The sequence below is a fragment of the Streptomyces sp. NPDC048172 genome (genome assembly GCF_043202595.1).
In the GTDB taxonomy this organism is placed as follows: domain Bacteria; phylum Actinomycetota; class Actinomycetes; order Streptomycetales; family Streptomycetaceae; genus Streptomyces.
Map to the genome: position 1 here is coordinate 214,569 of NZ_JBIDAT010000010.1, position 21,622 is coordinate 236,190.

A 21,622-nucleotide genomic window follows, 5' to 3' on the forward strand; every position below is an offset into this window, starting at 1 on the left:
CCGTCCACCCTACCGCCGCCGCGGGGTGTGCCTTCAGACCCTGACGGTGGCCAGGCGTTCGCCGGAGAGGGTGCGGACCTCGAAACGGGCGATCTCGTCGCGCGAGAAGGCGGCGCCCCCGTGCGCGTACAGGGGCGCGGCGGCGTGGCTCACGCCGTAGCCCGCCCGGGGAACGGACCAGGTGGTGACCGTCTGGCGCCCGCCGTCGCGGCCCACGGCGATCAGCTCGCACTCCTTGGGCCCCGTCACGTTGCCGAGCTTGAGGGCGACGTGCGTGCCCCAGGCCTTCTTCTCCAGCGAGACGGTGGCGCGGGCGTGCGTCACCGGATCGACGGAGCTGATCTTCTCGCCGTGCTCGTACATCTCGCGGGCCGCGCTGACCGGTCGGCCGTGGCCCTCGTCGCCGGGCCCGCCGGTGACCGCGACGGCCGCCAGCGGGCCGCCGACGATCAGCGCGAAGACGGCCGCGACGAGCCAGAGCCGCCGCGAACGGCGCGTACGCCGCTCCGTCGCCGTCTCCTCCAGCAGCCGGTCCAGGAGCCCGGCCGAGGGCTCGGGCGGCGGCCCCTCGAACGCGTGCTCGGCGAGCAGCGGCGGGAGCGCCGTCAGGGACTCCAGCTCGGCGGCGCACCGGTCGCACTCGGCGAGATGCTCCTCGAACCTCTCCGCCTCGACGGCATCGAGGACCCCGAGCGCGTAGGCGCCGACATCGGTGTGCTCGGCGGGCCGGTCGGGCGCGCTCATGACGTCACCCCCCTTTCCTCCAGCGAGAGCTTCAGCGAACGCAGTGCGTAGTAGACACGGGAACGGACCGTTCCTGGGGGTATACGCAGCACCTCCGCCGCCTCGTTCACCGTGCGGCCCTTGAAGTACGTCTCGATCAGCGCCTCCCGGTGCGGCGCCGTCAGATCGGCCATCGCCTCGGAGATCGTCATCATGCGCAGCGCCCTGTCGATCTCGTCCGCCGCGGGCAGCGCCTCCAGCGGAGCGGGGTCCACCTCGCGCGGACGCGCCTGACGGCTGCGATGGCCGTCGATGACGATACGGCGCGCGACCGTCACGAGCCACGGCCGTACGGACCCGGTCGCCCGCTGCAGCTGGTCGGAGTTGCGCCACGCCCGTAACAGGGTCTCCTGCACGACGTCTTCGGCGCGGTGCCTGTCGCCCGCGACGAGGCGCAGCACGAAGGCGAGAAGAGGCCCCGCGTGCTCGTCGTACAGCGCCCTCATGAGGGCGTCGTCCGGCGAGGTCCTGTCGGCGGCCACGACGGCATCGTTGCGCACGGTGCACCTCCGGTCGAGGGGCGCGGACGGGGGCCTGTTCCGTATTTCCCCTGCGCGATACGGACGCGCGCGCCCCCGCGTTCAACGGAGGCGAGGTGAGACAGCGCTCATTTCCGCGCTGAACGCGGGGCGGGTGCCGGGCCGTAACTCCTCGCACAGGCATTCGCCGACAGGGGGGAACATCATGAAGACCCGGACGCGTACGAAGACGCTCCTGCTCTCCGCGACAGCCGTGGCAGCGGCGGCGGGCATCGGAGCGGCGGTGCTGCCGACGGACGACGGGGGCGGGGGCGGGGAGGCGTCCAAGTCGCATGCGGCGCACGGCTCGCACGGCTCGTCAGGCTCGCTCGGGGCGCTGAGCGGCAGCGACGTCAGCAGCCGGGGCGCCACGTTCTTCGCCGGGAGTCTCAACGGGGCCAACGAGGTGCCCACGCCCGGCGGTCCGGCCGTGGGCGACAAGGACGGCAAGGCACTCGCGCTGATGCGGGTGAAGGGCGACAAGGTCTCGTTCGCGTTCAGCTTCCGCGGCATCGCGGCGCCCACCGCCGGCCACGTCCACCAGGGCGTCAAGGGGAAGAACGGCGACATCAAGATCCCGTTCTTCGCGAAGAAGGTCGCCGACGGGAAGACCACCGTCACCGGCAAGGTCACGGTCAAGGACCCGCAGCTCCTCGACGCGCTGCGCACCGACCCGAACGGCTTCTACTTCAACCTGCACACCGGCGAGTTCCCCGGCGGCGCCGTGCGCGGACAGGTCCACAAGCTGTCCACACGGGCCGACATGAACCGGATGCTGAGCAGCTCGCAGGCCGCCGTCGTGCGCGGCGCGCAGATCTACAAGTGCGTGAAGCAGGAGAACGGCACGTTCGCCTTCACCCAGGACAACGTGCGGGCGCGGCTGGAGGGCGGCATCTCCCACTTCTTCGCCAAGCCGGGCCCGGCCGGGCCGCCCGCGTGGGTCGCGCCCGACCGCTCCGCCGTCACCGGCAAGGTCCTGGCGAAGATCCCGAACGGCGACACGAACATCCCCGAACTCGACCTGGCGGCCACCCAGGCGGGCAAGCGCGGCGGCAAGCTGTCGCGTACGGCCGAGATCCTCCGCCTCAACACGCGGGGCGGCGTGGCGCCCGCCGGGACGTGCGACCCGAAGAAGAAGCTCAGGGCCGCCGTCCCGTACCGCGCGGACTACGTGTTCATCAACCGCTGACCGCGAGCGGGCCTACTTCATGGGGAACAGGCGTGGCCGTCGCTTGGCGGCCACGTCCTCCGCCCAGCCGAACGCGGCGATGAGGATCGCCAGCAGCGGCCAGACCAGGATGAACATGATCGTCGCGTCGCCCTGTTCGAGCACCTTCGACCAGGTGGGCGAGTCGCCGATCGCGTCGATGTTCCACAGCCGGTCGATGATCGGGACGGTCGCCATCAGCGCGATCTCGTGCCACAGATAGATCGTGACGGCGCGGTTGTTGGCGAGGGTGATGACCTTGTCGAAGCGTGCCAGCGCGCCCGGCAGCTTCTCCCAACTGGGGCTGAAGTGCAGGAGCAGCAGACAGAAACCGAAGGACCACAGGGCCTGGCCGAGCGGGATGTCGTTGAGATCCCAGCCGTCCGGGCCCAGATGCCCGTTCGCCCACCAGGCGCCCGCGATCATGACGAACGGCGCCAGCGACGGGACGACGTACCCCGGCAGCTTCTTCAGCAGCCCGTCGCGGTGCGCGAAGCCCAGCACCCAGCACGAGCCGTAGACCGCGAAGTCCTTCACGGCCTCGCCGGTCTCGCCGGGGATGGTGAGCACCTTCGTGTCGATCAGCGCGGTGAGCGCGAGCGGCGCGAGGAGCGTCAGCCACGGCACGCGCCGGAACGCCCACAGCAGGAGCGGCGAGAGCAGGACGAACCAGAGGTACGCGCGCAGGTACCAGAGCGGACCCGCCGCCTGGAGCGCCCAGGTGTCCTCCAGCAGCCCGCCCTTCGAGCCGATGTCCCACGGGAACGGCGGCGCGCCGATCGGCACCAGCCACCGCACCACGTCGAGCCCGGGGCGCCAGCCCTGCACGGCGATCAGCACGGTCAGCGCGAACGCGCCGAACAGCCACAGGGGCGGCAGCAGCCGCCGCACCCTGCTCTTGATCACCTTGAGCGCGGGGCGGTTCAGCGAGCGCGCCATGAGCGAGCCCGCGAGCGCGAACATCACGCCCATGGACGGGAAGACGAGCGTGAGCCAGGCCCAGCCGAACGTGTGGTAGACGACGACGCGCAGCAGCGCGAGGGCGCGCAGCAGATCGAGGTACCGGTCACGGCCGGAGACCTGCCGCTTCTCCTCCTGCCCGGGCGGCGGCTCCCGGCGCGCGCGGGGGACGCCCCCGTTCTTGTGCACGTCGAGGTCGATCGTCGAGGTGTTCGTCACCAGCGGCCGCGTGGCCTGCGGAGCCTGGGGAGCCTGCGAAGTCTCCGGCTGGGCCCACTGGGGACGCCGGGCCTGCGGAGGCTGCGGGGCCTGCGGCGGGGTGGTGTGTTGTTGCGGGGCGGGCTTCTTCGTCCAGGGGTCCTGGCGGCTGCTGCGCCCGCCCCGCTGCTGGCCGTGCTTGCTCACCGCGCGCCCACCCTCTCACCGGGCGCGGGCGGCTGCTGCGTGGGCGCGGAGCCCACGGCTCCGGTCCTGCGCAGCTTCTGCCAGCGCAGTCGGCCGCCCGTGAGCGCCGTGATCCACGACTGGAGGAGCACCACGTACATCAACTGCCGGTACAGCACCTGCTGGAGCGGGAGCGAGATGAGCGGCGTCATCTTCTCCCGGTCCAGCCGGAACGCGTACGCCGCGCACACCGCCTGGACCCCCAGGACCGCGACCCACGCGGCCAGCGTCTTGCCGGTCGGGCCGAACACCAGCCCGTAGATGAGGAAGATGTCGATCAGCGGGGCCAGCAGCGGCGCGAAGACCATGAACAGCGAGACGAACGGCAGTCCGACCCGGCCGAACCGCCCGGACGGGCCACGCTCGATGACCGCCCTGCGGTGCTTCCAGATGGCCTGCATCGTGCCGTACGACCAGCGGTAGCGCTGCGACCAGAGCTGCTGGACGCTCTCGGGGGCCTCGGTCCAGGCGCGGGCGTTCTCCGCGTAGACGACCTTCCAGCCGCCTCGGTGCAGCGCCATCGTGACGTCGGTGTCCTCGGCGAGCGTCTCGTCGCTCATGCCCCCGGCCCGCCACAGCGCGGTGCGCCGGAAGGCGCCGACGGCACCCGGAATGGTGGGCATGCACCCGAGCAGGTCGTACATCCGGCGGTCGAGGTTGAACCCCATCACGTACTCGATGTGCTGCCACGCGCCGATCAGCGAGTTGCGGTTGCCGACCTTGGCGTTGCCCGCGACGGCGCCGACGTACGGGTCGGCGAACGGCTGGACCAGCTCCCGGACCGTGGACGGCTCGAAGACGGTGTCGCCGTCCATCATCACGATCAGCTCGTAGGAGGCGTGGCGCACGCCGTTGTTGAGCGCGGCGGGCTTGCCCGAGTTCTGCTGCCGGACGACGCGCACGCCGGGCAGGCGCAGCGACTCCACGATGTCGGCGGTGCCGTCGGACGAGCCGTCGTCGATGACGATGACCTCGACCGGGTGGTCGCTGGCGACCAGGGATCTGACGGTGTTCTCGATGCACTCGCGCTCGTTGTACGCGGGCACCAGCACGCTGACCGGTTCCGTGATCGGGTAACGGCCCCAGGCGAACGTCCGCTTGCGGACCTTACGGGCGTGCAGCGCGGAGAGCAGCAGCATCAGCCCGAAGCGCGCGAAGACGAGGGTGCCGATGACCGCGAGCGCCACGACGAGGAAGCCCATGGCCTTCTCGGAGAGGCTCACGGCGAAGACCCACGCCTTGCCCTTCCACTGCTCGAAGCCGCCGACGGGCGTGTGGGCGCTGGGCGCCTTGAGTGCCTCGGTCAGGTTGTGGAACTTGTAGCCCTTGTCGGCCATGTCCGGCAGGAACCGGTCGAGCGCCGCCACGGTCTGCGCGCGGTTGCCGCCGGAGTCGTGCATGAGCACGACGGCGCCCTTGTCGTTCTTGGGCGTCGCGCGCCGGATGATCTCGTCGACGCCGGGCTTCTTCCAGTCCTCGCTGTCGGTGTCGATGAACGCGGTGATGTAGCCACGCTTGCCGATGTATTGGGTGACGGGCCACGACTTGTTGTCGAGCGCGTCCGCCTTCGAGGAGTACGGCGGCCGGAACAGCGACGTCCGTACGCCCGCCGCGCCCTCCAGCGCGAGCTGGTTCTGGGCCAGCTCCCAGTCGATGCGGTTCTCCGACTGGAAGGAGAGGTCCGGGTGGTTGAACGTGTGCAGGCCGACCTCGTGGCCCTCGTCCACCATCCGCTTGACCAGGTCCGGATAGCGCGAGGCCATGGTGCCGGTGACGAAGAAGACGCCGTGCGCCTTGTGTTCCTTGAGCTTGTCGAGGACCTTCGGCGTCCACTCCGGGTCGGGCCCGTCGTCGAACGTCAGCACCATCGTCTTCTTGGGCATCCGGTGACTCGTGGTCTTCTCACCACGCGCGTCGAGGATGGGACCGCCCTTGAGGACCTTCTCGGGCACCTGGTCGACGGGGGCCGGGGGCCGGACGCGGTGGTCGGCGAGGAACTCGCTGTGCACATAGCCGCGCAGCAGCAGCATCGCGACGATGGCGACGAGCAGCAGCGTCGGCAGCAGATAGCGCAGCGGAAGCCGCGTACGCCGCTTACGTCCGGTGCGCTGCGGCCGGTGGTTCTGCGGCGTACCGCCCGTACGGCGCACGTGGGTGTCCCGCCCACCGCGCTGTGCGTGCTGGGCGTGTTGAGCGCGTGCCATCAGCCTGCTGCTCCCCCTGCTAGGCCGCCCGCCTGGCCGGGCTTGTCGGGATCTTCCGTGTCCGGCGGGTCGGGCTCGTTCGTGTCCGGAGGGTCGGGCTGGCCGGTGTCCGTGTCAGTCGGATCGGGCTTGTCGGTGGGCTTGCCGCCCGTGCCGCCGTTGCCACCGACCGCCCCGCCGCTCGTGGTGGGCTTCGGCGAGGTCGGCCTGACCGTGGGCTTGCCCGGGTCGGTGGTCGGGGCCGTCGTGGTGGGGGTCTCGGCCGGCGCCGTGGGGGACGTCTCGGCGGGCGTGGTGGGGGTGGGGTCGTCCACGACCTCGGGCGACCGGGTGACGCTCTTCGACGGCGAGGGATCGACCTCGACCTTGTCGGACGCCTTCTTGTCGGGGCCGGGTATCAGCACGTCGGGTGCGCCCGCGTCCCCGCCCGCCAGGCTGATGCCCAGCACGACGGCGTACGCGAGGCTGGCCACGCCCACGACCCAGCCCAGTTTGCGCAGCAGCCGACGGCGCCCGCCGCTGCTGTCGACGAACACCGGCTCCTCGCCGGGCCCGTCATCGGGTGCACCAGTGATGGCGGTCGGCAATTTGACCGTCATGTCGTGCTCGTTAGGTATGTGGCCCTTCGGGCCGTGATCTTTACGCATCGCTCCGCGCGCCCCCCTCGTCTAGAACGCGCCCCCTCCTGCCGAACGGGCAATCTAGCGCATCAATCCACGCAAAGAGTCACAGCCCTGGTTCCCGTACTCGCGCTTTACCTGACTGGGGAGACAGAACTCACACTCCCACCTGCCTCCCGCCCCTCCCCCCGCCTCACAGGGGGACGAAGCGGAGGGGACGGCTCAACGTGGCGCGGACAGGCGAACGCTCCACACGGCGCTCGACCTCCTCCCGGTACCGCTCCAGCTCCGGCGGCAACTCGACCGCGTAGTGGAACCGGGTCTCCTCCTCGTCCCGCCCCAGCCACACCCGCACCCGAACCCCCGCGCCCTCCTCTCCAGCGGCACCGCACTCGGCGAGAGCCATCCGGGCGGTCATGGTGACGCATGTCGCAAAGGCGGCCTCCAGCAACTCATGGGGCCGGAATCCCGCCGTCCCCCCGACCCCGTTCTTCACCGTGTCGGCTACGGCCTCGCTCCCCTCCGTACCGAACGCGACCTGCCAGGGCTCCTCCAGAGCACGCGCCTCGACCATGGAGCGCACCTTAGCCCCACCGCCCACATGTCGGACCATTACGTCCGCATCCCGGGACGCTCAATCAACTCCCTCCCCTTACACAGGACTTACAAGCTCATGAGAACCTCAAGCAGCTTGAGTTCTCCCTGAGAGCGCTGCCACGCTTCATCGCGGACCGGCCGTCGCGACAGGCCTCCCCCGACTGTCGCGACGGTCTCCCCGTCCCTCCGGTCCTCCCTTTCCTCCCCGTCCCCACGAACGGCCCCGGAGCCGCTCCGTCGCCCACAACAGCACCGCCCCCGCGCCGAGTCCGGCGCCCAGCAGGCAGATCCCGGACCAGCCGCCCACACTCCGGACGACGGACGTGAGGGCCGAGCCGACCGCGCCGCCGACGAAGAAGGTCGTCATGAAGGCCGAGTTGATCCGGTTCCGCGCCTCGGGGCGGAGCGCGTACACCACCTTCTGACTGCTGTTGAGCACGGCCTGCTGCGCGACATTGAGCCCGACCACCCCGACGACCAGCCACACCAGCGACCGCTCCCCGGCGAGCAGCACCAGCCAGGACCCGGTGAGCAGCAGCACCCCGCCGGCGGTGACGTGCTGCACGTACCCCCGGTCGTTGAGCTTCCCGGCGCACGTCATGGTCACGACGCCCACCACACCCACCAGCCCGAACAGCCCGATGGACGCCTCCGACCACCGGAAGGGCTCCCCCGCGAGCAGGAACGTCAGCGCCGTGAGCTGAACGCTGTACGACGCGATCGAGAACGCGGCAAGCGTGGCCCTCCTCCGCAGCACCGGCTCGTCCCGCAACAGCGCGAGAGTGGAACGCAACAACGCCGGATACCCCATCACCGGCCCCTCGTCGACGGACCGGCCCGACGACTGACCGTCCCCGTTCGGAGCTGGGCTCCTCTGAGCGCGTGGCAGGAAACGGGCCAGCAGCAGCGCCATCCCCGCCATCAGCACGGCGTTGACCACGTAGATCGTGCGCCAGCCGCCCAGTGTGGACAGCAACCCGGAGGCGGTACGCGCGAGCAGCCCGCCCAGCAGGATCCCGGACATCACGATGCCCACTATTCGGCCCCGCTCGGCCTCGGGCGCCAATGACGCCGCGTACGGCACGATCACCTGCGCGCCCACCGAGGTCAACGCCACCAGGACCGTGCCGACCAGCATCATCGGCCCGCCCGCAGAGGCGGCGGTGACCGCCAGGAACGCCGCCGAGGCCAGGAACAGCCCCACCGCCAACCGCCGCCGGTCCCGCACGTCCCCGAGCGGCACGAGCAGCATCAGCCCCAACGCGTAACCGGCCTGCGAAGCCGTCACGATCAACCCCGCCAGCCCGGCGCTCAGATGGAGATCCCGGCTGATCAGATCGAGCAGCGGCTGCGCGAAGTAATTGCTGGCACAGGACAGCCCCGTCGCGACGGTCATCAGCAACAAGGCGCCACGCCCGATCCCATTGCCACTGGCACCATTGCCGTTGTCGCTGCCGCTGCCGGTATTGCTGTCGCTGCCGGTGCCGGTGCTGGTGTTCGTATTGGTGCTGGCGCTGGTGCTGGTACTGGGGCCGGTGCCGGTGCCGCTCCCGGTGGTGGTGCCGCTGCCCGGACGCTCGTCCGGGTCCTCCCCCGGCGACGCCGCAGAGTCCGATGTCGTTGTCATGTCCCTCAGATTCGGACTCCGGGTATCGATGAGTCCAACACATAGTTGTCATCCCATCCATCTCGGAACACGATGGCTCGATGGAACTCCAGCAACTGCGCTACGTGGTCGCCGTCGCGGACACCGGCGGCTTCACCCGCGCCGCCGAACGCTGCCTGGTCGTCCAATCCGCCCTCAGCCACCAGATCGCCAAGCTGGAGAAGGAACTCGGCGCCCGCCTCTTCGAACGCACCAGCCGCCGGGTCCGCCTCACTCCCGCCGGTGAGGCCTTCCTCCCCGCCGCCCGCCAGGCCCTCGACGCGGCGGAACGCGCCAAGTCCGAAGTCGCCGCCACCACCGGCGAGATCCGTGGCCGCCTCTCCATCGGCACGATCCCCACCGTCACCGCCGTCGATCTCCCCCGCTCGATACGGGCCTACCACGACCGCTATCCCCAGGTCCGCGTCTCCCTCCAGGTCAACCGCAGCGAACGCATGGTCGTCGACGTCCGCGAAGGCACCCTCGACCTCGCCCTGCTCGGCACCCTCCGCTCCTTCGAGGCCAAGGGCGTACGCGAGCACGTCCTCACCCGCGACGAGCACGTCGCGATCCTGCCGCCCGACCACCCCCTGGCCGCCGCCGGAGAGACCGACCTGCGCCGCCTGTCCGACGAGGTCTTCGTCGACTTCGCCTCCGGCACCGCCGCCCGCGCCCAGACGGAGGAGGCGTTCACCGCCGCACGCCTCCCGCACGACGTCGCCTTCGAGGTCTCCTCGGTCGACCTGGTGGTCTCCTTCGTCCAGAACGGCCTCGGTATCGCCCTGCTCCCCAGCGCCTTCGTCCGCCAGCTCACGGGCGTACGGGTGCTCCCCGTTCGCGACGCCCCCGTCCGCGAGGAACGCCTCATCTGGAGCCCCACCCGCCCCTCCCCCGCAGCGGCTGCCTTTCTGCGGGAGCTGGGGGTGGGAGAGCGAGCGGAACCGGGAGCGGGAGAGCAAGGGCTGGAAGAGCAGGGAGTGGAGGAGCAGGGAGTGGAAGAGCGAAGGGTGGAAGAGCGGGGTGCCTGAGTCGGGCCTCGGAGGGGTGGGTGCCGGACCGGTGTGTGGAATGCTCGGCCTTCTGCGCGCTGTATCTGCTATCTCCTCTGCTCTCTGTCCCCTTTCGTCGTCCATGGTTGGAGCCTCCCGTGCCGGTCCGCGGCGTACTTTTCGACGTCGACGACACTCTCTTCGACTACGGCACCTCGGAGAGGTCCGGTCTGCTCGCCTACCTCGCGGAGCTGGGGCTGATGGACCGGTTCACCGGCCCCGACGAGGCCTTTGCGCTCTGGTCCCTGATCATGGAGGAGGAGTACGCCCGCTACCTGGCCGGTGAGCTCGCCTTCGAGGAGCAACGGTGCCACCGCACCAGACGGTTCCTCTCCGAGATCGGCTGCCTTCCGGCCAAGGGGATGACCGACCAGGAGGCCGCGGTCTGGTTCGCCGGATACTCCGTGCACCGCGACGCCGTATCGTCCGCCTTCCCCGACGCGGGGCCGATGCTGGAAACGCTCACCTCCTCCTACCGACTCGGTGTGGTCTCGAACTCCTCCCTGCAGCACCAGCGCCACAAGCTCGGGAGGATCGGTCTGCTGGGGTACTTCGGGGAGGCCCTGGTCTGCTCGGAGGAGCACGGGGCGGCCAAGCCCGAGCCGAGCATCTTCCACGCGGGGTGCGCTCTCCTCGACCTCCCGCCGCACGAGGTGGCGTACGTCGGCGACAGGCACACCGTCGACGCCGTGGGCGCCCGCGACGCGCTTCTCCGCGCCTACTGGCTCGACCGGACAGGGGCCAGCACGAGGGAGGGGGCCGAACCGGGCATCCGCGTGATCCGCTCCCTCGCCGAACTCCCGGCGTCCCTGGCCGACTGAGCCCTGCTCTGCCCTGCCTTCGACCTGCCCCGGCCTGCCCCGGCCTGTCCCGCCCCGTCACGGCCGTCCCCTCACGGCCGCACCCGTCACGTCCGTCCCCGTCCCGTCCCTTCCGTGCCGCTGGCGAGCGCAGCCCTCAGGCGAGGGCTATCGGGCCGCCGCCCGCGCGAAGTGGGCCGCCGCCGCGTGGAACGCCTCCTTCGGCTCCCAGTGCCAGTCGGCCGTGGGCTTGGTCGGGGTCTTCCATATCGGCTTCACCAGCGCATAGCTCGCCATGTCCAAGTCGTAGCGGCGGACGGGGCGGTGCGGGGCGTCGGGCGTGACGAAGTTGAAGATCATCGCGGCGTGCAGCCCCATCTCCTCGAAGATGCCCAGCACGTCGGAGAGGTACGACGCCTGCTCACGCTCGCTGCGGACGAGGCCCTTCTTGACCTCCGGCGGGTCCTTCTCGTAGTCCACGACGTCCCAGCCCATGCCGCCGTCCTGCGGGGCGCCCTTGAAGGTGCAGGCGCCGCACTCGGCTATCGCGACCGGCTTGCCCCAGCGGAGGTAGGACTTCAGCTCCTTCACATGGTCGGCGCGTCGGCGGTGATACGCGTAGTAGTCCACGCTGACCACGTCGAACAAGCCCCAGTCCACCTCGTCGTCCTGCGCCGCCCCGTACGTCAGCGGGCCCTGGAAGACGGACCGGCCGGTCTTCGCCGCCCGCGCGATGAACGACTCCAGCCGGCGCTGCATCTTCACCGGGTCGAAATTCCCCTCCTGGAGATTCCGCACCCGCTCCACGGCATCGGCGCCCGGCACGATGCCCGGCACGAAGAGATAGAACTCGCAGCCGACGCTGAGATGCACATCGACGCCCTGGCGCCGCAGCCGCTCGGCGTGCTCTCCGGTCTCCGCGAGATGGTCGAGGATCTCCTTGTGCGGGCGGTCCGCGAGGCGGGGCTGGAGCCAGACCTTCAGTCCGCGCTCGGCCGCCTCCGACGCGGTGGCCTTGAGCCGGTCCACCCCGTCCCCGTAGACCGACACCGCGTTCGCGTGCAGCTTCTCCCTGATCGCCTTCATGTCCGCGCGCATCCGCGTCGCGTTCCAGCCGGTGTGCGGTGTCTCCCCGTCCGCGACCTCATAGCACACACCGCGGTGGGCGAGTCCGCGCCGCTTCCCCGCGGGCGGTGTGCTCCCCTCCTTCGCGGCGGCCCGGTCCGGCGTCAGGGCGGGACCCGCCGCCACCGCGAGTCCCGCGGCTGCCGCGCCTGCCCCCGCCAGGAACCGTTTCCTGCTGATGTCTCCGCCTGGTGCGCTCGGCATCACAACCCCCTCGACACGTATCCGTTCGCGTTCGCTCACGTTCGTTTCCGCGATGACAAGTCTTCCGGCCCGCCGCACCCCGCGTCTTCTGCCAACTGGCCAGAACCGTCGGCCGATCGGCCAGGAACCGTGAGCCACCCGGCCGACGTCTTCGCGGACCTGGGCGGGAGGATGCAGCCATGGACATGATGTTCGTGGTCGTACCGGTGGGTTTCATGGCCCTTTCCGGCTACTTGATCTGCAGGCGGGTGGTCAGGCTGCGGCGGCTGATCGTGACGTGGCGCCGGGGCGACCACGCCGAGGGCCGCTGCCTGCGCACGTACGAGACGCGTCACAGCAACAGCAAAGGCCACACGTCCACGACCATCCACCACGTCTACGAATTCACGACCAGGAACGGTGAACGGATCCGCTTCGAGGAGACCGACGGCCCGTCGACCGTCGTCGAGGGCGACTTCGTCGCCGTCGCCTACCTCACCGATCGCCCCGATCGCGCGACGGCCCTGCCGCGCCGGGAGACCCGCGAGTACCTGCTGGCGGGCGGTGAGATCGCCTTCCTGGTCCTCTTCTTCGCGTTCGCCGTCCACTTCCTCCGGTCCGCGCAGACCTTCGTATCGTTCTGACCGTCTGGCCCTCTGACCCTTCGCCCCGCTGCCACACTGCCGCGCTTCACATCAGGCTCATCCTCATCACCGCGCGGACCGCACGGTGCGCGTGTTGGGCGTGTTCGGCGTGGGAGCTCAACAGGCCATTACAGAAGGCCCGTTCCCGTACGAGGGCCATGGCGCAGGCGTCGCCCGACATCGTTCCCTCCGGAGGCGGGAGCCGTTCGTCGTGCTGTCAGTGGGACTTGCTACGTTCGCGCCCTGTCCCGCCCTCAAGCCCTCCCCCAGCCCTCCCGCTCTCCCGTTCCGAGGAGCATTCCGTGACAGGCACGTACTCTCCCGTCCACGAGCTGAATCTGTTGAAGCAGTTCGACGACGAATGCCCTGAGGTCTACGCGCAGTGGGCGGGCCTGGACGACTTCGGGGAGCTGCCCTTCCTCCGGAACGATCCGGAGCTCAGCCGCGGCCTCCTGGGCTTCGCCTCGGCCAATGGCAGCGGATCGCTGTACGCCCTGTGGAAGAAGGACGAGCACACGGACCTGGCCGACCTTCCGGTCGTGCTGCTCGGCGACGAAGGCGGCATCCATCTCGTCGCCCGCGACGTACGAGACTTCCTGCGGCTCCTCGGCGCCCTGGAGGCCGATCTGGCCTGCGACTGGGACACCGTCTACGAGCGGGACGAGGACGAACTGCCGGCACAGGCCGAGTACCACTCCTGGCTCGAGGAAACCTTCGGCCTCACCCCGCCCGAGGACCCGTGGGACATCATCGAGGACGCCGAGGAAGAGCTGGGGCAGGAATGGGCGGAGTGGTCCCACGCCCGCTTGCCGGACGCGGTGTTCTCTCCCGTCCACGCGCTGAACCTGCTGCGGGCCTTCCAGGAGCGGAACAAATGGCTGCCCTACGCGGGAGGTTGCGCCCTTGTCCCCATGGGCGAGTGGGCGAAGTACGACGAGGGCACCGACCTGCTGACCTTCGCGCGGGCCAACGCGGAAGGTGACACCTTCGCCCTCTGGCTGCGCCACGAAGGGCGCGCCCTTCCCAAGCAGCCCGTCGTGCTTGTCGGGGACGGGGACGAGCGACTCGTCGTCGCGAAGGACACGCACGGTTTCCTCGCCCTCCTCGGCGCACTCGGCGCGCTGGAGGCCCATGTGACCGACGACGGGATCGGCCTCCGCCCCTGCGAGCCGAGCCCCAGGCACGAGAAGTACGTCACCTGGCTCGACGAGAGTTTCGGCCTCGCCCCGGCACCGGACGCGGCCGTCGCGCTACAGGCAGCCCGCTAGCCGTCCGGGAGGCGCGACGCGACGTCCGGGCGCGACGGTCCACGCGAAGTCCAGGCGCGACGGTCCGCTCGACGTCCTGACGGAACGGTCTACGCGAACACGCGCTCCACCAGGAGGAATACACCGATCACGATCATCATGACGCCGGAGACACGGGTGACCACCTGGGCCGCCTTCGGGCGGCTGGCCAGCAGGGTGCGCGCCAGGACTCCGACCGCCAGGTAGACCACCGCGCAGCACACCATGTGGAGCACGCCCAGCACACCGGTCTGCGCGGCCACGGGGAATGCGGCGTCGGGGTGTATGAACTGCGGGAGCACCGCGAGGAAGAGCAGCATCCCCTTGGGGTTCAGTCCGCTGATGCCCACGCCCTTCAGGGCCGCCTGCCGAGGGGAGGCGCCCACCGTCTCCTGCGGCGCGGACATCTCCCCCGTACCAGCTGTACCGGCCGCCGCGAGCGGGGCGGCCGGCTGCGACAGGACACCCCAGCCGAGCCAGACCAGATAGGCGGCGCCCGCGACGGTCAGCGCGGTGAGCAGACCCGCCGAGTGCGCGACAAGGACGACCAGCCCGGCCACGGCGAGCAACGTGTGCCCCGCGTATCCGGCCACCAGTCCGGTGACCGCCGGAACGACCGATCTGCCGCGCAGCCCGGCCGCGATCGCGTACGCCCAGTCCGCGCCCGGCGTGCACACCAGCAGCAGATCCACCGCCAGAAAAGCCGCCACCGTACCGACGTCCATACGGTGCTTTCTCCTCGTTCTCCCCCGACTCACGTGCTTACAGTGAGGGAGAATATGCGCACTCTGCGCGAAAGTGTTCCCTTGTTTTGGCTGGTCGGCGGGCGGTTGAGGGAGAATCTTCTCCATGGACACCATGGACAGGAAGATTCTTGCTGAGCTCCAGAAAGACGGCCGTCTGACGGTCACCGAACTGGCCGCGCGGGTGCGGCTCAGCGTCTCCCCGTGCCACCGTCGGCTGCGGGAGCTGGAGCGCTCCGGTGCCATCCGGGGCTACCGCGCCGTGGTGGACCCGGCGGCACTCGGCCTGCACTTCGAGGCACTGGTCTTCATCTCGCTGCACCAGGAGGACCGCGACACCGTGGCCGACTTCGAACGGGCGCTGGCCGCGGTGCCGCAGGTGCTCCAGGCCCAGCGGCTGTTCGGCGACCCGGACTATCTGCTGCGCGTGGCGACGGCCGACCTGACCGCCTTCCAGGAGCTCTACGACCAGGAGCTGGCGACGCTTCCCGGGGTGCAGCGGCTGACGTCGACGCTCGTCATGAAGCACGTGGTGGACGAGCGCCCACTCTCGTGAGGCCCTCCCAGGCCGCCATCGCGGAATCGACGACGCCCATCAGCTCCTCGCACGAGGCGCCGTCCCGCGACTGGACGGAGAGACCGAACAGCACGGTCGAGTAGAAATCGGCCAGGCGCTCCGCGTCGGCGCCGGGCGCGACGTCACCGTCGGCCAGGCCCCGCTCCACGCGCTCGCGCAGGGACCCGACGACATGCCGCCGGTCCTCCGCGAGGAACGCCTGGACACCCTCGTTCCCCGGCGCGCAGTTCGTCCCCGCGAGCACCACCATGCAGCCGGGCGGGGTGGCCGGGTCGGCGTAGACCACCGCGTTGTCCCGCAGCACCCGCTCGATGGCCTGGCACGCGGTCGTGCCCTCCTCGCCGAGCGCCCGGTCGGTGACGGCACCCTCCTCCTTGCCGTAGAGCGCGACGGCCTCCTTGAACAGCTCCTCCTTGGAGCCGAACGCGGCGTACAGACTCGGGGGCTTGATCCCCATCGCCGCGGTGAGGTCCGCGGTCGACGTGGCCTCGTATCCCCGCTCCCAGAACATCCGCATCGCCTGCCGCAGCGCCGTCTCGCGGTCGAAGCTGCGCGGGCGGCCTCTTCCTGCCACCGGGCCCGCCTCCCCTCCGTAGCGAACATTTTTTAGCGATCGGTCATCAAAGCCCTTGACGTCCGAGGATACGCCGTGAGCAAATATGTAGCGACCGCTAAACATTTCTCCGGCGTCCGCGCCGGAGGCAAGCGACGCATGAGGAGCACAGCATGAAGCTCAACGGCAAGGTGGCTCTCGTCACGGGTGGCAGCCGGGGCATCGGCGCGGCCGCAGCGCTGCGGCTGGCGCGCGAGGGCGCCGACGTCGCGCTGACGTACGTGAGCGCCGAGGCCCAGGCCAAGAGCGTGGTCGCCGAGATCGAGGCGACCGGGCGGCGGGCCCTGGCGATCCGGGCCGACAGCGCGGACGCGGCGGAGGTCACCGGCGCGGTGGAGCGCGTGGCCGAGGAGTTCGGCCGCCTCGACATCCTCGTGAACAACGCGGGGATCTATCACGAAGGCCCACTGGATTCCCTCACGGCCGAAGAGATCGACCGCACGTTCGCCATCCATGTGCGGGGCCCCCTGCTCGCCACGCGGGCGGCGGCGCGTCACATGGCCGCAGGAGGCCGCGTCATCAGCATCGGGAGCAATCTCGCGGAGCACGTCGCCGCCGAGGGCATCACGCTCTACGCCGCGAGCAAGTCCGCGCTCAGCGGCATGACGAAGGGCCTGGCACGCGACCTCGGCCCCCGAGACATCACGGCGAACCTGGTGCTCCCGGGCCCGACCGACACGGATATGAACCCGGCGAGCGGCGAGGGCGCGGACGCGGCACGCGCCCAGATGGCACTGGGGCGCTACAGCAAGCCGGAGGACATAGCCGGCACGGTGGCCTTCCTGGCCTCCCCCGAAGCGAACAGCATCACGGGCGCCTCCCTCCTGGTGGACTCGGGGACCAACGCGTAACGCCTCCGTGTAGAGCCGGAGGGGCTCGGAAGGGATGCCTGCAGTTCGGAGGGGATTCGTGCAGGCACAGCCCGACAGGGCCCGGCTCCACCAGCACCCAACCGGGCCCCCTCACGGGACCCGGCTCTGGCAGGGGACGGTCCCTGGGCCCCTCAGCGCAGGGAAGAGGCCAGCTCACCCGGCCTCCGGATGGAAGGGGAAGGCAAGGGAGGGAAAGGGAGGGCAAGGGGAGGGCAGGGAAGGGACCGGCCCGGCTCACCCCACGTCGAGCAGCGCCGCATCGGCCTCCGGCAGCCAGCTCGCCGGGGGGCGGGACAGCCAGTCCGAGGTGACGCTGAGGCGTCGCCCGGCGTCGCGCAGGGCGTCCAGTCCGGCGTGGCGCAGCCCCTTCCGCCACACCAGGGAGACGGGCGAGACGGGCACGGGCTCGCTCAGGGGACGGAGCACCATGTCCTCCACGCCGATGAACACCTCGCTGGCCAGCACCGACCATCCCCGCTTCCGCACCACCCGGGCGAACTCCGCTTCGCCCTCGATCTTCGGGAAAGGAGGCGCCATTTCGACACCGCACCCGGCGAAGAGGGCGCGCGCATAGGAGGTCCACTCGGTGGTGCCCTCGTTCCCCGCTCCCGCATACAGGGTGTCGCCCTTCAGCGCCCCCACCGGCACCACAGGAAGGTTCGCCAGCCGATGACCGGACGGCAGCAGCACGGCCACCCGCTCGTAGCGCACAAGACAGTGCTCCAGTCCGGCGAGCGCCTCGTCCGACAGTCCGGCCACTCGCCCGAAGGACACGTCCAGGCGCCCCGCGAGGATCTCCGCCGCGGCCCCGGCGAGCCCGCTGTGGTAGCGCGCGACGAACTCGACGCCCGGGGCCGCCTCCCGTGCCGCGTCGAGCACGAGCTGCCCCGTGCTCACCGGCGCCGCCACGTCGACGAGCAGGGGCCGCGCCGCGGGGGCGAACGCGGCGGCGAGTTCGTCGTGCGCGGCGAGCACGCGGCGGGCGTGGGGAAGCAGGCGTTCGCCCTCTGTGGTCAACGCGACCTGGCGGGTGGTCCGTACGAAGAGGGGCGTGCCCAGCTCGCGTTCGAGGGCGCGGATGTCGCGGCTGAGAGCCTGCTGCGCGACGTACAGTCGCGCAGCCGCCCGCGTGAAGTGCAGCTCCTCGGCGACCGCGAGGAACGCGCGCAGCAGACGGGGCGAGGTTTCGTTCGGTGCGCTCGGCATGCCGCGACATTAACAACACGGTCGCGTGAATGGCCGCTCAAGAGGTGTTGGACCCCGTCCGCCACCCCCGGTGAAGCTGAACGCATGCCCTACGCCCGTCTCTTCGCCCCGCCCGGCACGCTCGCCTTCACGCTCGGCAATCTGCTGGCCCGTCTGCCCATGGGCATGTTCACCGTCAGTGCGGTCATCATGATCGCGGGTGCCCGGGGGTCGTACGCGCTCGCGGGCGCCGTCACCGCGACCGGACTCGCGGCGACCGCGCTCGTCGCGCCCCTGACCGCCCGGCTGGTCGACCGGCACGGCCAGGCCCGTATCGCCCTGCCCGCCACACTGATCGCCCTGTGCGGCTCGCTCGCACTTGTGCTGTGCGTGAGCGCGGGGGCGCCGAACTGGACGCTGTTCGCGTCCTACGCACTGACCGCGACCACGCCCAACACGGGCGGCATGTCCCGCGCCCGCTGGGCGTATCTCTTCCGGGACGACGCGGCCGCGCGCCATACGGCCGACTCGCTCGAACAGGCCCTGGACGAGCTGTGCTTCATGCTCGGCCCCGTTCTCGCCGCGGCGCTCTGCACCTCGCTGTCCCCCACGGCGGGCACGCTCACGGGGTGCGTGCTGCTGCTGACCGGCATGCTGCTGTTCACCTCGCAGCGCCGCACGGAGCCGCCCCCGGCGGGCCGCCAGGCCGCCGGAGGCCGGGCGCCGCTGCGGCTGCCCGGAATGCCGCCGCTGCTGCTCACCTTCCTCGCCACGGGCGCCGTCTTCGGTTCGCTGGAAGTGGTGACCCTTGCCTACGCGGATGCGCAGGGCCACAAGTCGGTGGCCGGTGCCGTGCTGGCGTGCCAGGCGGCCGGTTCGGCCGCGGCGGGGCTGGCGTTCGGGGCGCTGAGTCCGCGAGGTTCGGTCGCCCGCCGTCTGGTGACATGCGTCGCCGCGATGGCCGCGCTGATGACCCTGCCGCTCCTCGCCTCCGCCAGCGACAGCCTGCTCCTGCTCGCGGGCGCGCTGCTGATCGCCGGAATGGCCACCGCGCCCACGATGGTGACGGGCATGACCCTCGTCCAGCACCTCACCCCGAGGGCGCGGCTCAACGAGGGAATGACGCTGGCCGTCACCGCGATCCTGGGCGGCATAGCCACCGGTTCGGCCCTGGGGGGCTGGGCGGTGGAGCGGGTCGGCGCTGACGGATGGGCGTACACGGTTCCGGCTTCCGCCGCGCTCCTGGCCGCCCTCGTCACGGCCGCGACCGCGGCGACCGCCGCGACGGCCGGGCGCGCCGTATCGCACCGCGCCGAACGCCCGACGGCGTCCGCCGAACCCCGGGAGACGTCCGGGACTTCCCCGATGCCGGGACCTGACCGTACGCCCGACCCTGAAGGGAGCCCGGCACAGGCAACGTCAGGGTCACCGACCTCGACGACATCACCGTAAGCACCCGAGAGAACCCGAGAACCCACGAGAGCTGGAGAGAACACGAGAGCCGAGGTGAACCGGCCCCATGTCCGCTACGCATCCCCTACGCCCCCGGCATGTCCACGCGCCCACCGCCGCCGCACACCTGAGGCTGCTCGCGTGGAGCGGCATCGTCACCGTGCTGCTCACCCGCGCGTATCTGGCGCTGGCCGGATACCCGAAGGTCGGCGGCGGGGGCAGCGGCGGGCTCCACATCGCGCACATGCTGTGGGGCGGGCTGCTGATGGCGGCCGGACTGCTCGTGATGTGCGCCCTGTTGGGCAGCCGGGCCCGTCGCGCGGGGGCGCTGACCGGCGGGGTGGGCTTCGGCCTCTTCATCGACGAGATCGGCAAGCTGGTCACCGACGAGCCCGGATACTTCTACCGGCCTGCCGCCGCGCTGATCTACGCCTGCTTCGCCGCGTTGCTCGCCCTGGCCTGGTGGGTGGGTAGACGTACGCCGCCCGGTCGGCTCCCGGCGGCCGACCGGACGGCGCAGGTGACGGATGCGGCACTCGACGGTCTGGCACGCGGCGGCCTCACCTCCGCCGAACGGCACCGGGCGCTCGCCCGCTTGAGCCACCCCCGCACCGAACTGGACGCGGCCCTGGCCCGCCTCCTGGCCGCCCTCCCCACACTCCCCGAGCTCCCGAAAACCCCCGCCAAACCCACGCCCGAGCACATGCTCAAGCCCACATCCACACCCACGCTCAGCTCCAAGCTCCGGCACCGCCTCAGCCCTCTCACCGCACGCATCCGTGGCGCGCTCGCCCGGGTCGCCGCGCACCGCTGGACCGTCACGCTCGCTCTCGTCTACGCCGTACTCCAGGGCTATCTGCTGCTCGCGGGCATCACCGCGGACGTCGTCACCGGCACGGTCGAACCGCCGCTGGCCCGTGCCGAGATGATCCCGGTGTTCGCGAGCACCGTCTGTGCGGCGGTGACGCTGGGGCTGGCCGTGCGCGGTGCGGTCCTGCTGCGTCGCAGGGAGCGCCCGGCCGGGCTGCGGTTGATACGTGCCTCGGTCCTCACCGACCTGTTCCTGGGCCAGATCTTCAACTTCGCGCTGAATCAGTTCGCGGCCGTGACGGACTGGCTGGTGGGTCTCTTCCTGCTGTGGGTGCTCACACCCGAGGCGAATAGTGCTGCGGCAGCTCGCGCCGTCCGGGCAGCGGCAGGTTCCGGGCCGGTGTCTCCACAGCCGGTGCCGTGACGGACCGGCGTCCGGCTTCCCGCTCCCAGCCGGCGCGTGCCCGTGGGTGGTAGCGCCGCGAGGGCGGTACGAGCTTCCAGCCCCAGTGCACGGCGCGGCCCAGCCTGCGCAGCCGCCGCTCGTCGCGCACGGTCCAGACATGGCCGAGGCGCCGTCGCACCGCGGGCGGGAAGAGGCCGACGGTGAACCACACGGTGAGCCGCGCCTGCGGCCCGCGCAGTGCGTGCCAGAGCGGGTCGGGCAGCAGCCGCAGCGCGGGGGGCTTGGCGATGAGGCGGATGTCGAGGACGTCCCGAGTGGGCTTGTTGTCCTCCAGTACCTCTTCGGCCATCCGGTCCCAGTACGCCTGGAAGTCCTCCCAGCTCTCCGGGACGGGCCGCATGCTCATCCCGTACAGCCGCCACCAGCGCACGTGTTCGTCGAAGAGCCGCCGCTTCTCGTCCTCGGTCAGGCCCGGGCCGAGCCGGTCGGCGACCAGCACGGTGAGCATGAAGAAGGTGGCGTGCGCCCAGTAGAAGACGTCCGGGTTCAGCGCGTGGTACGGGCGGCCGCGCGCGTCCACCCCCTTGATGCCCTCGTGGTAGCCGCGTACCTGGTGCGCGGTCTCGACGGCGCGCGGGCCGTCGTAGACCACGCCGCCTATCGGGTAGAGCGAGCGCAGCAGCCGCTGCCAGCGTTCCTCGAAGAACCGCGAGTGCTCGGCGACCCCGGCGCCGAGCTGCGGATGCATGTTCTGCATTGCGCCCGCCCACGGAGCGAGCAGCACGCCGCGCCAGTCGCCGAAGTACTTCCAGGTCAGCGTCTCGGGCCCGAGAGGCTCCGGTGGTTCGTCCCGCATGGCACGCTCCCCTCCGTCACCCGCAGGGTAGATGCCTGAGCCA

General features: G+C 70.9%; 21 protein-coding genes. 9 read left to right on the plus strand and 12 right to left on the minus strand.

Features of this window, described 5'->3' with window-relative positions:
- Positions 1 to 33: 33 nt before the first annotated feature.
- Both ACGF3A_RS36930 and ACGF3A_RS36935 read right to left on the minus strand, forming a co-directional pair.
- Entirely contained in the window at positions 34 to 744 is a 711-nt protein-coding gene (locus ACGF3A_RS36930; RefSeq protein ID WP_393734875.1) for an anti-sigma factor family protein, read from the minus strand.
- Complete coding sequence (locus tag ACGF3A_RS36935; protein WP_393734955.1) at positions 741 to 1,229, minus strand: sigma-70 family RNA polymerase sigma factor; 489 nt, start codon at positions 1,227 to 1,229, stop codon at positions 741 to 743. Before ACGF3A_RS36935 ends, ACGF3A_RS36930 begins: the two co-directional genes overlap by 4 nt.
- Positions 1,230 to 1,467: 238 nt before the next feature.
- Between ACGF3A_RS36935 and ACGF3A_RS36940 the strand changes: the two genes are divergently transcribed.
- Positions 1,468 to 2,490: a CHRD domain-containing protein gene (locus ACGF3A_RS36940; protein ID WP_393734876.1), complete on the plus strand. Its 1,023-nt coding sequence runs from the start codon at positions 1,468 to 1,470 to the stop codon at positions 2,488 to 2,490.
- A gap of 12 nt (positions 2,491 to 2,502) precedes the next feature.
- On the opposite strand, the gene ACGF3A_RS36945 is transcribed toward ACGF3A_RS36940, so the two are convergent.
- The 5 genes from ACGF3A_RS36945 to ACGF3A_RS36965 all read right to left on the minus strand — a co-directional run bounded on the left by ACGF3A_RS36945 (position 2,503) and on the right by ACGF3A_RS36965 (position 8,960).
- On the minus strand, positions 2,503 to 3,873 hold the full coding sequence (locus tag ACGF3A_RS36945) for an acyltransferase (protein WP_393734877.1): 1,371 nt from the start codon (positions 3,871 to 3,873) through the stop codon (positions 2,503 to 2,505).
- Positions 3,870 to 6,116, minus strand: a complete 2,247-nt coding sequence (locus ACGF3A_RS36950; RefSeq protein ID WP_393734878.1) for a polysaccharide deacetylase family protein — start codon at positions 6,114 to 6,116, stop codon at positions 3,870 to 3,872. The genes ACGF3A_RS36945 and ACGF3A_RS36950 overlap by 4 nt, the downstream gene beginning before the upstream one ends.
- The gene (locus tag ACGF3A_RS36955; RefSeq protein ID WP_393734879.1) at positions 6,116 to 6,715 is read right to left on the minus strand and encodes a hypothetical protein; all 600 of its coding nucleotides are present in this window, start codon (positions 6,713 to 6,715) and stop codon (positions 6,116 to 6,118) included. The genes ACGF3A_RS36950 and ACGF3A_RS36955 overlap by 1 nt, the downstream gene beginning before the upstream one ends.
- Positions 6,716 to 6,929: 214 nt before the next feature.
- Positions 6,930 to 7,310 (minus strand): OsmC family protein, encoded by a 381-nt coding sequence (locus ACGF3A_RS36960; protein WP_393734880.1) that lies wholly within the window; start codon positions 7,308 to 7,310, stop codon positions 6,930 to 6,932.
- A gap of 147 nt (positions 7,311 to 7,457) precedes the next feature.
- Positions 7,458 to 8,960 carry an MFS transporter gene (locus ACGF3A_RS36965; RefSeq protein WP_393734881.1) on the minus strand — a complete coding sequence of 501 codons (1,503 nt, stop codon included), beginning with the start codon at positions 8,958 to 8,960 and terminating at the stop codon, positions 7,458 to 7,460.
- A gap of 80 nt (positions 8,961 to 9,040) precedes the next feature.
- Between ACGF3A_RS36965 and ACGF3A_RS36970 the strand changes: the two genes are divergently transcribed.
- On the plus strand, positions 9,041 to 10,006 hold the full coding sequence (locus ACGF3A_RS36970) for a LysR family transcriptional regulator (RefSeq protein WP_393734882.1): 966 nt from the start codon (positions 9,041 to 9,043) through the stop codon (positions 10,004 to 10,006).
- Between the two features lie 119 nt (positions 10,007 to 10,125).
- Positions 10,126 to 10,848: an HAD family hydrolase gene (locus ACGF3A_RS36975; RefSeq protein WP_393734883.1), complete on the plus strand. Its 723-nt coding sequence runs from the start codon at positions 10,126 to 10,128 to the stop codon at positions 10,846 to 10,848.
- 147 nt (positions 10,849 to 10,995) lie between these two features.
- On the opposite strand, the gene ACGF3A_RS36980 is transcribed toward ACGF3A_RS36975, so the two are convergent.
- A complete protein-coding gene (locus ACGF3A_RS36980; protein ID WP_393734884.1) occupies positions 10,996 to 12,156 on the minus strand; it encodes an abortive phage infection protein in 1,161 nt (386 codons plus the stop codon).
- Between the two features lie 179 nt (positions 12,157 to 12,335).
- Between ACGF3A_RS36980 and ACGF3A_RS36985 the strand changes: the two genes are divergently transcribed.
- Entirely contained in the window at positions 12,336 to 12,779 is a 444-nt protein-coding gene (locus tag ACGF3A_RS36985) for a DUF3592 domain-containing protein (RefSeq protein ID WP_393734885.1), read from the plus strand.
- Positions 12,780 to 13,081: 302 nt separating this feature from the next.
- Complete coding sequence (locus ACGF3A_RS36990) at positions 13,082 to 14,047, plus strand: hypothetical protein (protein WP_393734886.1); 966 nt, start codon at positions 13,082 to 13,084, stop codon at positions 14,045 to 14,047.
- Positions 14,048 to 14,136: 89 nt separating this feature from the next.
- On the opposite strand, the gene ACGF3A_RS36995 is transcribed toward ACGF3A_RS36990, so the two are convergent.
- Positions 14,137 to 14,790, minus strand: coding sequence for a LysE family translocator (locus ACGF3A_RS36995; protein ID WP_393734887.1), 654 nt, complete (start codon positions 14,788 to 14,790; stop codon positions 14,137 to 14,139).
- A 124-nt stretch (positions 14,791 to 14,914) separates the two neighbouring features.
- Between ACGF3A_RS36995 and ACGF3A_RS37000 the strand changes: the two genes are divergently transcribed.
- Complete coding sequence (locus tag ACGF3A_RS37000) at positions 14,915 to 15,364, plus strand: Lrp/AsnC family transcriptional regulator (RefSeq protein ID WP_393734888.1); 450 nt, start codon at positions 14,915 to 14,917, stop codon at positions 15,362 to 15,364.
- Here the strand turns inward: ACGF3A_RS37000 and ACGF3A_RS37005 are convergent.
- On the minus strand, positions 15,327 to 15,959 hold the full coding sequence (locus ACGF3A_RS37005) for a TetR/AcrR family transcriptional regulator (protein ID WP_393734889.1): 633 nt from the start codon (positions 15,957 to 15,959) through the stop codon (positions 15,327 to 15,329). The genes ACGF3A_RS37000 and ACGF3A_RS37005 overlap by 38 nt on opposite strands.
- A gap of 152 nt (positions 15,960 to 16,111) precedes the next feature.
- Between ACGF3A_RS37005 and ACGF3A_RS37010 the strand changes: the two genes are divergently transcribed.
- Positions 16,112 to 16,849, plus strand: a complete 738-nt coding sequence (locus ACGF3A_RS37010; RefSeq protein WP_393734890.1) for an SDR family oxidoreductase — start codon at positions 16,112 to 16,114, stop codon at positions 16,847 to 16,849.
- A 255-nt stretch (positions 16,850 to 17,104) separates the two neighbouring features.
- Here the strand turns inward: ACGF3A_RS37010 and ACGF3A_RS37015 are convergent, their stop codons facing one another.
- Positions 17,105 to 18,076, minus strand: coding sequence for a LysR family transcriptional regulator (locus ACGF3A_RS37015; RefSeq protein ID WP_393734891.1), 972 nt, complete (start codon positions 18,074 to 18,076; stop codon positions 17,105 to 17,107).
- Positions 18,077 to 18,160: 84 nt separating this feature from the next.
- On the opposite strand from ACGF3A_RS37015, the gene ACGF3A_RS37020 reads away from it, so the two are divergent.
- Both ACGF3A_RS37020 and ACGF3A_RS37025 read left to right on the plus strand, forming a co-directional pair.
- The gene (locus tag ACGF3A_RS37020; protein WP_393734892.1) at positions 18,161 to 19,507 is read left to right on the plus strand and encodes an MFS transporter; all 1,347 of its coding nucleotides are present in this window, start codon (positions 18,161 to 18,163) and stop codon (positions 19,505 to 19,507) included.
- Between the two features lie 67 nt (positions 19,508 to 19,574).
- Entirely contained in the window at positions 19,575 to 20,741 is a 1,167-nt protein-coding gene (locus tag ACGF3A_RS37025; RefSeq protein WP_393734893.1) for a hypothetical protein, read from the plus strand.
- Here the strand turns inward: ACGF3A_RS37025 and ACGF3A_RS37030 are convergent.
- Positions 20,653 to 21,579 carry an oxygenase MpaB family protein gene (locus ACGF3A_RS37030; RefSeq protein WP_393734894.1) on the minus strand — a complete coding sequence of 309 codons (927 nt, stop codon included), beginning with the start codon at positions 21,577 to 21,579 and terminating at the stop codon, positions 20,653 to 20,655. The two genes, ACGF3A_RS37025 and ACGF3A_RS37030, sit on opposite strands and share 89 nt — an antisense overlap.
- Positions 21,580 to 21,622 lie beyond the last annotated feature (43 nt).

Excerpts from the sequence above, each read along its gene's own strand:
- ACGF3A_RS36930 (WP_393734875.1), bottom strand. The coding sequence starts at position 744 with ATGAGCGCGCCCGACCGGCCCGCCGAGCACACCGATGTCGGCGCCTAC.
- ACGF3A_RS36935 (WP_393734955.1), bottom strand. The coding sequence starts at position 1,229 with ATGAGGGCGCTGTACGACGAGCACGCGGGGCCTCTTCTCGCCTTCGTG.
- ACGF3A_RS36940 (WP_393734876.1), top strand. The coding sequence starts at position 1,468 with ATGAAGACCCGGACGCGTACGAAGACGCTCCTGCTCTCCGCGACAGCC.
- ACGF3A_RS36950 (WP_393734878.1), bottom strand. The coding sequence starts at position 6,116 with ATGGCACGCGCTCAACACGCCCAGCACGCACAGCGCGGTGGGCGGGAC.
- ACGF3A_RS36955 (WP_393734879.1), bottom strand. The coding sequence starts at position 6,715 with ATGACGGTCAAATTGCCGACCGCCATCACTGGTGCACCCGATGACGGG.
- ACGF3A_RS36960 (WP_393734880.1), bottom strand. The coding sequence starts at position 7,310 with ATGGTCGAGGCGCGTGCTCTGGAGGAGCCCTGGCAGGTCGCGTTCGGT.
- ACGF3A_RS36965 (WP_393734881.1), bottom strand. The coding sequence starts at position 8,960 with ATGACAACGACATCGGACTCTGCGGCGTCGCCGGGGGAGGACCCGGAC.
- ACGF3A_RS36970 (WP_393734882.1), top strand. The coding sequence starts at position 9,041 with ATGGAACTCCAGCAACTGCGCTACGTGGTCGCCGTCGCGGACACCGGC.
- ACGF3A_RS36980 (WP_393734884.1), bottom strand. The coding sequence starts at position 12,156 with ATGCCGAGCGCACCAGGCGGAGACATCAGCAGGAAACGGTTCCTGGCG.
- ACGF3A_RS36985 (WP_393734885.1), top strand. The coding sequence starts at position 12,336 with ATGGACATGATGTTCGTGGTCGTACCGGTGGGTTTCATGGCCCTTTCC.
- ACGF3A_RS36995 (WP_393734887.1), bottom strand. The coding sequence starts at position 14,790 with ATGGACGTCGGTACGGTGGCGGCTTTTCTGGCGGTGGATCTGCTGCTG.
- ACGF3A_RS37000 (WP_393734888.1), top strand. The coding sequence starts at position 14,915 with ATGGACACCATGGACAGGAAGATTCTTGCTGAGCTCCAGAAAGACGGC.
- ACGF3A_RS37010 (WP_393734890.1), top strand. The coding sequence starts at position 16,112 with ATGAAGCTCAACGGCAAGGTGGCTCTCGTCACGGGTGGCAGCCGGGGC.
- ACGF3A_RS37015 (WP_393734891.1), bottom strand. The coding sequence starts at position 18,076 with ATGCCGAGCGCACCGAACGAAACCTCGCCCCGTCTGCTGCGCGCGTTC.
- ACGF3A_RS37020 (WP_393734892.1), top strand. The coding sequence starts at position 18,161 with ATGCCCTACGCCCGTCTCTTCGCCCCGCCCGGCACGCTCGCCTTCACG.
- ACGF3A_RS37025 (WP_393734893.1), top strand. The coding sequence starts at position 19,575 with ATGTCCGCTACGCATCCCCTACGCCCCCGGCATGTCCACGCGCCCACC.
- ACGF3A_RS37030 (WP_393734894.1), bottom strand. The coding sequence starts at position 21,579 with ATGCGGGACGAACCACCGGAGCCTCTCGGGCCCGAGACGCTGACCTGG.